A 13,717-nucleotide genomic window follows, 5' to 3' on the forward strand; every position below is an offset into this window, starting at 1 on the left:
TGCATCCTTCGACTTTGCTCAGGACAGGCTCCGGCAGGCATGACAGTCGGGACTAGAAGGCTTTCTTTGCAGTGCAGAAGAATCGAATGCGGCTATATTCGCCATTCGGAGTTTCAATCACTTCTTTACCCAAAGCCTGAATTATTGAGCCGGCCAAAGTAATTCCATACTTCGGGAAACGCTGTTCAAATGTTGCATCCCAGAACCAATCGCCCTTTACAATAAAGGGATCCTTGGAACGGAGATTCCATTCTGCATCGCTCCTATAGCGCAAGGAATGCGAAATACGGAACATCTTTTTAATCAGCCAATCGGCACTAAAGGCAACAAAAAATTCAGCCGGATTAACTTCAAAACGCTTTTCATCACCATCGATGCGTTCAAAGCCTGTAAGCGCCGTAAAGTTAAACATATCCTCATACCAGAGCTTTAACCAAAATTCACCCGTAACGCCCTTGATCCAGGAATTGATGCGGTCAACATCACCATGACGGAACGTATAGATTTTGTCTTCAACGAATTTTTCTGTTTTAAACGTTTCGGCACCATGCTCTGCCCAAAAACTTCCACGAAGGCCAAAGCCAAGGAAAGTCGTGAGAGAATCTTCAAAACGGACATAGCCTTGCAATAAATTCATGCGGCCACTTGCCGTAAGAGAAATCGTATCGCCATCAAAAAATTCATGTGTATCGGCAATCGGATTCAAACGAGTACCAGAAATATTCTTTGCGCCAACAGTAATATTCATCTTGTCGAATGCGGGCACCTGATATTCAACGCTGTCTTGCACAAGCCAATCACGATCGTTCACGCCGAACATGACATCAAACTTGAGCTTATCCATCGGGCGGACACGCATTTCAAGGAACGGCCATAAGACACGGTCATTTTCAAGTGCGGTATAGACGACACCATCGTCATTGACAAAGCGGAAAGCAAGACCCGCCGAAAGTTGAAGCATGCTACGCTTGCAATTTTCACCACAGCTGTAAATAACGGAGCCATTCACTTCTTTACGTTCGCCATTTTCCTTTTTGCTATGATTCTGGTATTCTGCATTTTCGTAGACAAGCGTTGTCGAGAAGTTACCAAAGTCGGCACGCGCTTCGATACGCGGCTTATACAGCACTGGAATCCACCTAGAACTTTCAGTAAAGATCCACATGTATTCCATACCGGCAAGAACTGAAGCATTTATGAAATCATTGGTATAGCCAAGTCCACCATATGCAGAACTGAACATCGGCCAGTTCTCGCCAAAGAACGAGAATTGACCATCGGTTTGATATTGACGATATGCATATGCAGAACGGAAACAATAATGGTCATCTTGGAACAAGCGGAAAGTCGCCCAGAATCCATGAAACAACGGAGTACGAGCACCAACCTCTAAAATTGGAGTTCTATTGATAGGTCTATCTTCAACATCCGTCAAGAAATCCTGATAAATCAAATCGCCAACTTCATTACCGGTTTTCATCCAGACCGAAGGTGTTTCAATGGGATTCCAGCTGGGCAACACTGACAGACGATTAAAAAGTTGACGATAGCGCAATTTACGCGGCGTCCATAATTCACTTTCAGAATGAATACCGCCAGCGCCCAAAGCACGGTCAAAATAGAACGTCGGAGAACCAATCAAAAACGTTCCATCATCACGGGAGACAACTTCCATGCCTTCCATTTCGGCATCAACAGAAGCCCAAACACAAGTTGCAGAAACGGCCAAAGTAGCAAATATTTTATTTAAAAAGGAGTTCATTACCAAATACTCCTTTCAATAGATACACCCGCAGAGAGCATATTAGAACGTTCCGGAAGAGTCCAAAGCTGTTCCCACATCACATGGAAACCAGCACTATATTCTTTATACTTAAACACAGGCAAGCTGATTCTTGCGTACCAGCCAAATTCAGTTTCGTTATCCGTGAGCGTACCGCCTCGTTTGGTATAATAAATTTGTTCAGCATCGGCTCGGGTCCAGCTGCATGTAAAGCCCGCGCCAAGAATAACCGGGTGAATCAATTGCCATTTCCAATCAGCACCGACACGACCCATAAACTGGTGAACGCCATCATAATAAATGTCAGTCATCGGCTTAAAATAGGCGTACTGGAACATCACGACTCCATCGACATTTTCCCAATAAGTGTAACGCACGCCAACGCCACCATATAAAGTATTTTCGACAGCATCCATCAAATCACCCATCGGGTAGATTTCGCCACCTTCAAGGAAAACGGACAAATGCGAGAACGAGATATCGTTTGCAACTGCCGCAGAGTCGTTTCTAAACGCAAGCGGATCTTCAGCATGCAAAAGCGATACCAGACTTATAGCTAGGATCGTAATGAGTTTTTTCATTTTTTGTATTCCAAAGCTTGTGCAAAAAAGCCATCGAGACGAGAATCCTTGAGGCCAGGCAAAACGGGCTCGCCAACTTTCACAAATTCAGGATGAGCTTTGACGAAGCGTGCAATGACGCGCGTTGTTTCCGTCGGGTCGGGGCTGCAAGTGGCATACACGAGGCGCCCGCCTGGAGCGAGTGCGGTCGATGCATTTTCAAGAATCTTGAACTGGAGTTCGGCGACTTCGTTGATGGATTCCGGAGTCATGCGGTAAACGGATTCTGGACGGCGAGCAATCACGCCCATGTTGCTGCACGGGACATCAAGCAAAATTCTATCGAATTTTGCTTCAGACGAAAGACGAGAGACGAGAGACGAATGCTGCGGGGAGGTCGCGGGAGCTTGGGCTGGGGCAAGGTCGATGACTTCGGTCTTGATGTTTGTAAAGCCGAGGCGGTTCATCAGGTCTTGCATTTTTTCGAGACGGGATGCAGAAGAATCGCTCGCGAGAATTTCAAGCGAGCTATCCATTTCGGCCATGAGAGCGGTCTTGCCGCCGGGTGCGGCGCAAGCGTCCCAGACTTTCAAGCCAGGCTTCAAGTCGAGGAGTTTCACGACTTCAAATGCAGACGGATTCTGGAACGAGAATTCGCCTTTCACAAATTCCGGAAGTGCAAGCAAGAGCTTCACGCCCACGTCACGCGGGATTTCAATAAAGCGGTCGTAGAGAATCGAGGCGCCCGTAATGCCGATTTTTTCGGCAAGCACCGGAGCGCTCGTCTTTTGCAAGTTCACGCGAATCCATTCGGTCGGGCGCTCCAGTGTCGCCTTCGCCAAGGCTTCGGCGCGGTCGCCTCCGTACACATCGAACCAACGACGCACAAGCCATTCGGGAACGGAATTCTCGACACTCACGCGGCGAACGCGCTGCGGTGGAAGCGCAGGCTCGCCCTGACGGCGAGCAGTGCGAAGCACCGCGTTCACAAGACGCGCTGTACTCTCGCCAAGATTTGCAGACTTCGCAAGTTCCACGCTATCGTTAATCGCAGCGTAATCCGGCACGTCCATAAAGAACATCTGGAAGAGGCCCATTTCAAGAATCACGCGGGCTTCGAGCGATGGCAATTTTTTTGTGAGCGACTTGACGAAATATTCAAGATACAAATGCCTGCGGCAAACACCCAAGGCAAGTTCCATCGCAAATGGAGAAAGCCCGCTTTCCTTGATGAACGAGCCGTCTTTTTGCCAAAGCAAAAGAACTCGATAGGCTTCTTCACGTTCCGTTAGCAAAATTGAAGTCCCTCGCGCTTTTGAATGCCACGCATAAAATCAGCCACAGGCATCGGCTTTTTGCCTTCGGCCTGAATTTCAATCACTTCGAGAACACCTTCACCAGTGCCGACAAAGAGTCGGTTGTCCTTGAATTCGACAACGCCCGGAGCAAGACTCGGACCGTTTTCGGGAGTGTCCGTCTGGCGCAAGTACACCATGCGACCACCGAGCTTTCCATAGCCACCCGGCCACGGATTGAACGCGCGGATGCGATCGTGAATCGTGTGTGCCGGCAAATTGAAATCGATTAAGCCTTCTTCTTTCTTGATTTTCGGAGCGCCACTTGCCTGAGCGTGGTCTTGCGTCAAATCCTTTTCGCAACCGTTCTTGAGTTGGTTCAATGCATCGTCCAAGGCATCGCAACCCGGAACAACCATTTTGTCGAGCAAGCTTGTGGTTGTGTCCTGATGGTCAATCACGACCGTGCGTTGTGCAAGAATCGGACCATGGTCCATCTTTTCGTCCAGACGGAAAACGGTCACGCCCGTTTCTTTGAGGCCATCGGCAATAGCACGCTGCACCGGGGCGGCACCGCGGTACTTCGGGAGCAAACTGCCGTGAACGTTCACGGCACCAAACTTCGTGATGCCCAGAATGTTCTTGGGCAAGATGGAATACGCCACGACGACATACAAATCGGCATCGTACTTGCGGAGGTCAGCTTCAAATTCAGGAGATTTCAAGTCCGTCGGCTGCAAGATCGGCAAATTGTGCTTGAGCGCAGCCTCTTTCACAGGCGGAGGCGTAAGCACGCGGCCACGGCCTGCCGGGCGATCGGGCTGTGTGACAACAGCTAAAACTTCGTTATCGGAAGCAACGAGGTGCTCCAAGAATTGAGCCGCAAACGCGGGCGTTCCCATAAATACAATTTTCATGCAAGGAAATATAAGTTTTTCTTTGCTACATAAAATAGGCGATTCCGGCACAGAGGCCGGAATGACATCTGAGTTTTCTAATTAAAAAAGGCAGTTGCTCTAGTATAAGCGAGAAGTTTAAATAACTATAGAAACAGAAACAAATCGTTGAGAGAATAAAAGCGTCGGCCAAGGATGGGGAGGGTGCAGGGAGGGGCCCGTGCGGCCTTCGCAACTCCGAGCTGGGGCCCCGCCCGCATAATCTACTTTTTGCATTAAAAAAAACACCTTTGGCGTGAGCCCTTATTTTCTATCTTTGGGCGCATGCGAGTACTTTTACAACTAGCCCTGATTTTGGGGATTTGCTACGCAGGCGACCTCATTCATGATTATACGGGCATTCCCGTTCCCGGCAACATTCTCGGAATGCTCATCCTGCTCTTGTTACTTTGCCTAAAAATCGTGAAACTCGACCAGATTCGCGAAGTGAGCGATTTCTTCTTGAAGCGCCTTTCGTTCTTCTTCTTGCCCCCTGCAATTGGACTTATGCTCGTTGGCGATGACGTTAAAAGCCAGTGGCCACTATTGCTGTTTCTCTGCATCGTGATTACGGTCGTGACCATGGTAACAACCGGCTGGACCGTTCAACTTTTAAGCAAAAAATCCAAAGACAAAAATTGATTTTTACGCGCTATGTTTGGAATCATTCTTACTATCATCGCTTTTGAGCTTGGCGTTACCATCCGCAACAAGTGGCGTAATCCGCTCCTCAATCCAATCCTCATCGCCACCATTCTCATCATCGGATTTTTGACCGTCACGGGAATCAAATACGAAACATACAAAGTAGGTGGTGATTACATTTCGTTTTTCCTTGGACCTGTAACTGTTTTGCTCGCAGTTCCTTTGTACAGACACATCCAGGCTCTCAAAAACAACTGGCTCCCGATTTTAACGGGGATTCTCGTGGGTTGCATCACAAGCATCGCCTGCGTGATCGCTTGCGCCAAGATTTTCAACATCAGCAAGACTCTGATGCTTTCGCTCATTCCGAAGTCCATCACCATTCCGATGGGGTCTGTGGTATCTGAGCAGATTGGCGGTATTCCGTCCATCACGATTGTGGCGATTGTCATTACGGGAATTACAGGCGCCGTGACAGCACCGCTTGTTTGCAAATTTTTCCGCATCGGGAATCCGGTTGCACAAGGCGTTGCCATTGGAACTGCAAGCCATGCACTTGGAACGACAAAGGCGATGGAAATTGGAGAAGTTCAGGGTGCGATGAGCAGTTTGTCCATCGGAGTCGCGGGCGTGATGACCGTATTCGTGACGCCGGTATTGCTTAAAGTGTTTGCGTAAAATGTAACTGGATCCTTCAGGCTTACGCCTTCAGGATGACAATGTGAAAATAACAGCTCCTCAGGATGTGAGGGAGATGCCCTCCCGGAACCCCGGAACTTGTCCGGGGCAAGCTCAGTCCGGGATGACAAAGGTGGCGGGCATGACAAAGCAACAAGATGGCGGATCAAGTCAGCCATGACGCTACGGGCTCTGGCGGGCATGACAAAGCAGAAACAACTATTGACCAATGACCATTGACCAATTGCCTACAGTCTAATTGCTATCTTGCTGGACTTTTTCCGATTAGCACGGTCGAGATGATGCTTTCGGTTTCGGGAATGTCGAGAAGCTTTTTGAGTTCGTCGTGGTAGAAGAAATGTTCTTCGCGGGCAGTCTTGTTGAGCAAGCGCGCGGAGACATAAAGCGATTCAGCGAGCACGCCCGCATTCAGGTTCATGTAGCGGTAGCCGCGATTTCCAAGCACTTGGCAGGATTCATTCAAGTTCGAAGTAAGCACCACGGCGAACATGGAATTTTGAACTTGTTCGGGAACGGCAAAGCACTTGTTAAACTTTTTCGGATTGGCAGAACCGCTTTGCATGTAGATGGACTTGCGAACTGGGATGTAGCGGTACACGCCTGCATACACGAACATCACATCAAAAACCACCACCCAAATTTTTATAAGTCCTGCGCCAAATGCGTTCAACTGCGCAAGTTCCAACCAACGCAACATCGACGAGAAATCATCCAAGTCTAGCGTTCCATGAGCAAAAGGCGCAGCAACTTTTTTATCAGTGCGCAAATACCACAGTTCACGCAAATAATACTCGTTCGTAAACTTCGACGGCGTCAGCGGAAATTCATCGCCCGGGAGCGCCTGCACATTCAAACGGCGCACCTTCATGCAAAGGTTCAAATCGTCAATATTTTCGAGATGGTTCTGCAACATGAATCGCGACGGATAGCGAGAAATTTCAAAATTGCTCTCCGCCTCGCCCACATACGCACTCATCTCCGCATGGTTCGAATACGCAAGTTCACCGACGCCATCATCGACGGAATTGAACGCGACCATGCTCTTTTCCGGAAACACAGCAATCGCCGCCATCGGCATTTCAGTCGCCCCAAGCTTGAGCGCAACCGCAATAGAATCATCGACAAACCCGCCTAGAGCAAAGACTTTTTGCCCGCGCGACTTTGCCAAAAGAATCGTATTGGCACAAGCAGAGCCCACATCCATTTGCACTTGTCTATATGCAGCCTCGCGGAATCGCCAAACCGCTCGTTCCAAGAGCCCTGTGTAAATGAAAATCGTCTGCGCTTCGGTTATAAATTCCTGTTCCGGAAACGATGCAAGAATTGATTTGCGAGCATCAGCACCGCCCAACTTGACGAGCTTCGATTCCTCGCGATCCACGTAGTAAACGCCATCGGGGACGTCACCCCCATGCACCACGGCATAGACGCAAACCGGATTCAGATAATCCGCCGAAATCGGTGCCAAAAGCGGCATGAATGCGGCCGTCAGAGGATAGCGATTGCACCCCTCATAACGTTTATCGGCATACGCTTGCTTTTCCCAGTGCATAATGACGGGATCCCCGCTTCCATGGGGAATGTACTGGGTTGATTCGTGGTAAATTTCCGAAAAATAGCGCATCTAGTCCCAAAGATAAAAAGTTTAGCTTTTGTCAAATGCGTTGCGTCAGATAAATAAAATATTTTTTAACGTTTTTCGTACAAAAAGTGGAATTTTCGACCAAAACACTTATTACACTTTTTATTCCGATATATCATTTTACATAGCATAAAACAACGCCCTCTATATATCTTTGATAAAAAAGAAAAATCACCTTAAGAGGGTTTTATGCAACTCAAGAAAATTTATCCCAAGATGAGCATTCTCGGAATCGCCGCAGCAATGGCCTTTACCGCCTGTGGCGATGACAATGCAGAAGCAACGTTTGCCAACGATCCAGGCACTTCCATTGCAGATAACCCTGTTCCGGGTTCTAGCAGCGACATGTATCCAACTTCTAGCGACGCTGTACTTGACCCGACCTCCAGTTCCTCCAACACAATTCTCCCCACAGAATCTTCAAGCTCTGCCACTGCAGTTGACCCGTCAACGCTCCCCGCAGAAGGCCCCATCACTATGCCTGCAGGTCTCGGCACTTTGGTCGACGACTTTGAAGATGGCGACAACATGAGCAAAATCGGCGATTACTGGTACACCTACAATGATAACGACAACGACGGTGCATCCATCATCACGACTCCGCTGAACGAAGAAGAAAACATTATCCCGGGCCGCGTCAACAACGGTTCCAACTACGCTTTGCAAGTCAACTACACGCTCGACAGAGGCGAATACGCTTACGATCCGTACGTGGGTTGGGGCCTGCAGATTGCACCGGACGACGCCAACGGCCGTTACGGTGGCCTTACCTACTGGTACAAGGGCGGCGCTCACGAAGTGCATGTCGAAATTACCGACGTCGAAGACTACGACGTGCATCTCGCCAAATTCCCGGCATCCCGCACTTGGAAGCAGGCCGTTGTCCGCTTCAAGGATCTCGTCCAGGGCGGCTGGGGCAAGGAAGTCACGTTCGATGCCAAGCACCTCATGGCAATTAGCTTCCAGGCCAAGGGCAACAAGAGCAAGGTCGTAACCGACTCCCTCTTCATCGACAACATCTACTTGCAGGATTCTTCTGAAGTTGAAAAGGACCAGCCGGATATGGAAATCATGGATCCGGTCATTCCAACCGTCACCTTCACCGATGCCGAAATCACCGTGACGAACCCGTTGCAGGAAAAGGCCATGAAGTACCTCAACAAGGGTGTCAACTTCACCAACTGGCTCGAAAATGCAGATGGCAAGTTTAAGTCTTTTGAATTTGGCGAAAAGGATGTCCAGATTCTCGCCGAAAATGGTTTCAAGAGCCTCCGCTTGCCGATTGACCTAGACCTCTATGCCACAAACCGCGATGCATTTATCGCAGGCACCGACACAGAACTCAAGTTTGATGACGACACCTTGTTCTTGGTTCTCGACTCCTTCGTTGAATGGACAGCCAAGTACAACATGTCTCTCGTGATCGACTACCACGAATACGACAACAGCTACAATGTCACTACTTCCAAGGACGAAAACTACATCAAGATGATGGCCGAAACCTGGAAGCATGTTGCAGCCCACTATGCCGAAAGCACTCGTGAAGATTTGTTCTTTGAACTCCTGAACGAACCGGATATGTCCAACGGAAAGGTCACCTCCGCTCAGTGGACGATTGCAGCCCAGGCGATGATTGACGCCATCCGCACAGTTGATACCAAGCACACCATCCTCTTCGGTGATGCCCAGTGGTACTCCATCAGCTTGCTTACCCGCCGCACTCCGTTCACCGACGACAACATCATCTACGTGATCCACACCTACGAACCGTTCGTCTTCACGCATCAGGGCGGTTCCTGGACGGACTACGCTACCATCCACGATATTCCGTTCCCCTACGATCCGGCTAAGTGGTCTACGATCTCTGGCGACTTCGGTGTCAACAAGAACACAAAAACCGCAGTGAAGAACAACATCAAGAACTACTACAAGACAGGCAGCAAGGAAGCCATCTTGGAACAGATTCTCAAGGCCAAGAAGTGGGCAGCCACCAACAACGTGCCGGTGATCATCAACGAATTCGGCGCATTGAACCTCCGCTCTTCTGCAGAATCCCGCATCAACTACCTCACGGCCATGCGTGAAATCTGCGACACTCTCCAGATTCCTTGGACTCACTGGGGCTACACCGGCAACTTCTCCGTGATTGAAAACGGCAAGTTGATCGAAGGTCTCGACAAGGCTCTCGGCGTCGGCAAGTAATTTTTCTCCTTGAAATCCACACACAAAAAAGCTGCGCATTTCTGCGTGGCTTTTTTAATTCGGAATTAAGAAATTGACAGTTTTAAGCACAGTCGATACAGACATCCAACAAAATACAACTTTTAGCGACTCTTCGCCATGGGGATATTAGGTATCTTTTAAATACAACAATGGAAGATCCTCATCTCCTCCAAAAATAAGCCGCATGAGCAATCATGCGGTTTTTCCGTTTATTTCCATTTTTCTACGTTCTCCTAAAATTCTAAATTACAATTATGAAGTTTAAGATCAAGAGCATTTTTGCAGTCTGTACCGCATTGTTGGCGGGAACAGCAAGCGCCGCCGGCTTTTATGGCAACCAGAGCGACATCAAGTGGAAAACCGCAGGCACCGAACATTTCCAGTTCATCTACCCTACAGAGTATTCCACTCACGCCGCAAAAGTTTCAGCCTATGCCGAAGCCGTTTACGACTCCGTCACTAGCCGCTACAACAAGCCGCTCCCACGCATCAGCGCTGTTTTGAACAACGCTCTTTACAGCAACGGCAGCGCCATCCCGAGCGAAAATGCATTGAACCTCTGGCTCACCAACTGGGACTTCAAAATCCGCAGCAGCCACGGCTGGATTTCGGATGTGGTCACCCATGAATTCAGCCACCTCGTGAGCATCGAAAGCGGGAGCAAAATCGTCCCGAACCTTTACGGTTTCCAGTTCAGCTATACCGACTATTATAATGAACGCACGAGAACGGATTTTCTCACGATGATTCCGTTTACGTTGCAGCCGCTTTGGTTTGCCGAAGGTACAGCCCAGTACGAATCTTCGCGCATGGGTTTTGACGCCTGGGACACGCATCGCGACATGCTCCTCCGCACTGCCGCCTTGAACGACAGCCTCATGACGCTCCCGTACATGCACGAATTTTCGGACAATTCGTTGCTTGCAGAACTCGGGCCATACACGCAAGGATTTTCACTTGTACTCTACATTGCCAAGCATTACGGCGATGACGCCATTCCAAAAATCTGGCACGAACTCGGAAAGCCTTACCGCGCTACGCTGAACGGGGCCATCAAAAGCGTACTCGGCATCAGCGAACAGCAACTTTACGACAACTGGAAAAAGGAAATTACCGAGCATTATCAAGCGCAAAAAGATTCTCTCGGCACGCTTGTCGAAGGTATCAAAATCACGAAGGACGCCTTCTGGCAGGACTTCCCCGTCGTGAGTGGCAAGAACCTTTACGGCATATCGAACTTTGGCGGTCCGTGGTTTGACGGAAGCGTGTTCAAGATTCCGCTGGAAGATACTTTAAAGACGAAAGATAGTACTGCAGCAGATTCTGCGAAAGTCGCGGATTCCACGAAGGTCGATAAGGCTCAAGATTCCACAAAGGTTGAAATTGGCGATATCGAAGTGGAAGGCGCCGACAGCACCCTCATCAATATTTCAGAATTTGCAAAGTCCGGTTTCAAGGCCAAAAAGCCTTGGTTCGACAAGGGCATCGACGTTTTTGAAGACAGCACGCACGGCCCCATTCTCGCTTACATCAGTTACCAGAATCGCGACAAGGACGGACACGCGCACTTTGACGTTGCCGTGAGCGACACCAACAAGAACGAAGTTGCCATCACGTACCTCGTCGATGCGGTTTACCCGTCATTCAATAAACAAGGCTCCGCAATTGTATTCGTAAGACGCGAGCCGTTCAGCACAAGATTCGTATTAAGCAAGATTCCGTTCAATAGCGATTTGAAGAACGCCTCCACCGAAGAACCCATTGACATTTTCAAGCCGGACACTTCGCTGCTCTACTATAATATTTACAGTCCCAAGTTCAGCCCGGATGGAAAACGCATCGCATTCAGTTTCTTTGACGACAAGCAGCGTGGCATTGCGGTGATTGACACAAACGGTGCAAACTTCAAAGTCGTAAGTACCGCAGGCTATGACGAACGCGATGTCAACTGGATCGACAACGATAAGATTGTTTTCGCAAGCAACAGAAATAACATTTTCAACTTGATTGAAAAAGACTTGAACACCGGCAAGGAACGCGCGCTCACGAACGTGGTCGGTGGCGCATTTACGCCGACACTTTCTGGCGATACGATTTTCTTTACGCAGTACGACAAGGACGGTTTCTCGCTTTACAAGTTGCCTTACGCAAAAGAAGCAGCCCCCCAGTTCCGCGATAGCGTTGTCGTGACCGTCCGCGATAGCGTTTTGCAAAAAGCCGATACCATTCAGGTCGCATGCACCGACACGGTCAAAACCGATGATTCGACGAAGGCAGCGAATATCGCCGTTAAAGCCACAGATTCCACAAAGTGCACGCAAGTCGTCTTGCGCAAGGACGTGATTCAGGTGGAACACCGCGATACCATCAAGGTTACAGTCAAGGACACGACTCAACACGAAATCATCTTGCACGGGACGATCCCGCAAAAGCCCCACAAAGAGCTTGAGCTCGTCGACCGCGAATTTGCCGGAGCCGAACGAAACTACAAGCCTATACCGAACATTCCGCTGTTCGTCCCGATCTTTAGCATCTCCGAAAACGCCCCGAGCATGACGGTCTTTGGCGAAGGTGAAGTCAAGGCTAAGCTTGGACTTGCCGTTGTCATCAGCGACCCGCTCAAGAAAAACACGGTACAGCTAGGACTGTTGCTGGAACTCGGCAAAGGACTCGACTACATCAATGGCGACGGCCTCAACCCCAAGCAAGAAAAGGAATTCTTTATTGCATGGGATAACCGCAGCACTCCTCTTGATCTTGGACTTTCTTACAGCTACGCAAACTACACCAACAAGGACACCGTCCGTTACGAAGACGTTGGAGCCCACGGTGGCGATAGTATCGGAACAACTCATTACGCTTACGCCACACAAGCCATTACAGGTACCGCAGGCTACAGCATTTTCAAGAGCATCGATACATTGCAGGCAGCAGTCAGCTACGACTGGGCAAATGTCAACTTCTACGACGAGAGAATCGAATGGACGTACCAAAAACGATTTAGCGCAACTGTCGGCCTCGGGCTTTATGGCGACCACGAAGGCGAAGGTGGCTCGGGAATTTCTGGACAAGGGAACGGCCTTTTTGCCTATTACCAGTACGCCAACAGCGACCTTAGCCGTCCCGGCTCGCTTTATGTCACCGAGAACGGCAGAATCGAAAGCCACTACAGAAACTTCACGTTGCACCAGTTCGGCTTGAACCTTTATGGAAGCGTGCAGACGCCGCTCCTCCATGCAAGACTTGCCGCAGGCGGTAAACTCACGACATTCTTCTGGAACACCGATGACGTAAGCGACACGCTCGACTCGTATTACCTGACCCCAGTATTCCTCGACGGTTATCCGTACTTGCGCAGCAATGAAGATTACACTCTCGCAGGTACAAAGACAGCAATAGCAGAACTCCATTACCTCTACCCGATTTACGATGACTGGAGACACGACCTCTGGATTTTCTCGACTCGTAGTTTGTACGTAGACCTGTTTGCACAGATTGGCGCCGCATGGGATGGCAAGTTCTGGACAAGCAAGCTTACGAAGCACGAATTCTGGGACCGTTCCGTGGGTTTAAGCTTCCGCATGAGCAACAAGATTTGGGATAACATTCCGTTCGATATTTCGCTCACGCTGGCACGTGGCTTGAGCCGCATTGGTGAGGACAAGGATTTGCGCGGTGGAACGAAGTTGAAGCCGATTGACTTGCCGCTGTTGCACAAGAATATTTGCCCCACGAGAATCAAGTTTTCCATTGGGATGGGGTTTGTTAATTCCTGGCAATAGCCAGGAATTAACCGCTTCGCCGACGGCTCGGTCATGACCATGCAAGCATGGTCGCGACGCTCGCCTTAGGGCGAAGTCATCAACTCTTGGCAGTAGCCATGTATTGATAGCTGCGTCAGCGGCTCGGTTATGTACAAGCCTTCGGCTTGTCCG

General features: G+C 49.4%; 9 protein-coding genes. 4 read left to right on the top strand and 5 right to left on the bottom strand.

Annotation, left to right across the window (positions count from 1 at the left end):
- Positions 1 to 52: 52 nt before the first annotated feature.
- The 4 genes from B7991_RS09950 to fmt are packed head-to-tail and all read right to left on the bottom strand — an operon-like array spanning position 53 to position 4,555.
- Positions 53 to 1,762, bottom strand: coding sequence for a hypothetical protein (locus B7991_RS09950; RefSeq protein WP_088630690.1), 1,710 nt, complete (start codon positions 1,760 to 1,762; stop codon positions 53 to 55).
- A complete protein-coding gene (locus B7991_RS09955) occupies positions 1,762 to 2,364 on the bottom strand; it encodes a hypothetical protein (protein WP_088630691.1) in 603 nt (200 codons plus the stop codon). Before B7991_RS09955 ends, B7991_RS09950 begins: the two co-directional genes overlap by 1 nt.
- Positions 2,361 to 3,638 (bottom strand): transcription antitermination factor NusB, encoded by a 1,278-nt coding sequence (locus B7991_RS09960; protein ID WP_088630692.1) that lies wholly within the window; start codon positions 3,636 to 3,638, stop codon positions 2,361 to 2,363. Before B7991_RS09960 ends, B7991_RS09955 begins: the two co-directional genes overlap by 4 nt.
- Positions 3,632 to 4,555 (bottom strand): methionyl-tRNA formyltransferase, encoded by a 924-nt coding sequence (gene fmt, locus B7991_RS09965; protein WP_088630693.1) that lies wholly within the window; start codon positions 4,553 to 4,555, stop codon positions 3,632 to 3,634. Before fmt ends, B7991_RS09960 begins: the two co-directional genes overlap by 7 nt.
- 303 nt (positions 4,556 to 4,858) lie before the next feature.
- On the opposite strand from fmt, the gene B7991_RS09970 reads away from it, so the two are divergent.
- Both B7991_RS09970 and B7991_RS09975 read left to right on the top strand, forming a co-directional pair.
- Complete coding sequence (locus B7991_RS09970) at positions 4,859 to 5,215, top strand: CidA/LrgA family protein (protein WP_088630694.1); 357 nt, start codon at positions 4,859 to 4,861, stop codon at positions 5,213 to 5,215.
- A gap of 12 nt (positions 5,216 to 5,227) precedes the next feature.
- Positions 5,228 to 5,896 (top strand): LrgB family protein, encoded by a 669-nt coding sequence (locus tag B7991_RS09975; protein ID WP_088630695.1) that lies wholly within the window; start codon positions 5,228 to 5,230, stop codon positions 5,894 to 5,896.
- A gap of 262 nt (positions 5,897 to 6,158) precedes the next feature.
- Here the strand turns inward: B7991_RS09975 and B7991_RS09980 are convergent, their stop codons facing one another.
- The gene (locus tag B7991_RS09980) at positions 6,159 to 7,541 is read right to left on the bottom strand and encodes a nitroreductase family protein (RefSeq protein WP_088630696.1); all 1,383 of its coding nucleotides are present in this window, start codon (positions 7,539 to 7,541) and stop codon (positions 6,159 to 6,161) included.
- A gap of 207 nt (positions 7,542 to 7,748) precedes the next feature.
- Between B7991_RS09980 and B7991_RS09985 the strand changes: the two genes are divergently transcribed.
- Together B7991_RS09985 and B7991_RS09990 are read left to right on the top strand one after the other, a co-directional pair.
- Positions 7,749 to 9,761 (top strand): carbohydrate binding domain-containing protein, encoded by a 2,013-nt coding sequence (locus B7991_RS09985; RefSeq protein ID WP_088630697.1) that lies wholly within the window; start codon positions 7,749 to 7,751, stop codon positions 9,759 to 9,761.
- 275 nt (positions 9,762 to 10,036) lie between these two features.
- The gene (locus B7991_RS09990) at positions 10,037 to 13,564 is read left to right on the top strand and encodes a PD40 domain-containing protein (protein WP_088630698.1); all 3,528 of its coding nucleotides are present in this window, start codon (positions 10,037 to 10,039) and stop codon (positions 13,562 to 13,564) included.
- Positions 13,565 to 13,717 lie beyond the last annotated feature (153 nt).

The sequence above is a fragment of the Fibrobacter sp. UWB3 genome, assembly GCF_002210405.1.
Classification (GTDB): Bacteria; Fibrobacterota; Fibrobacteria; order Fibrobacterales; family Fibrobacteraceae; genus Fibrobacter.

Bases quoted from the DNA above. Each gene is read 5' to 3' on its own strand.
- B7991_RS09950 (WP_088630690.1), bottom strand. From the start codon at position 1,762: ATGAACTCCTTTTTAAATAAAATATTTGCTACTTTGGCCGTTTCTGCA.
- B7991_RS09955 (WP_088630691.1), bottom strand. From the start codon at position 2,364: ATGAAAAAACTCATTACGATCCTAGCTATAAGTCTGGTATCGCTTTTG.
- fmt (WP_088630693.1), bottom strand. From the start codon at position 4,555: ATGAAAATTGTATTTATGGGAACGCCCGCGTTTGCGGCTCAATTCTTG.
- B7991_RS09970 (WP_088630694.1), top strand. From the start codon at position 4,859: ATGCGAGTACTTTTACAACTAGCCCTGATTTTGGGGATTTGCTACGCA.
- B7991_RS09975 (WP_088630695.1), top strand. From the start codon at position 5,228: ATGTTTGGAATCATTCTTACTATCATCGCTTTTGAGCTTGGCGTTACC.
- B7991_RS09980 (WP_088630696.1), bottom strand. From the start codon at position 7,541: ATGCGCTATTTTTCGGAAATTTACCACGAATCAACCCAGTACATTCCC.
- B7991_RS09985 (WP_088630697.1), top strand. From the start codon at position 7,749: ATGCAACTCAAGAAAATTTATCCCAAGATGAGCATTCTCGGAATCGCC.
- B7991_RS09990 (WP_088630698.1), top strand. From the start codon at position 10,037: ATGAAGTTTAAGATCAAGAGCATTTTTGCAGTCTGTACCGCATTGTTG.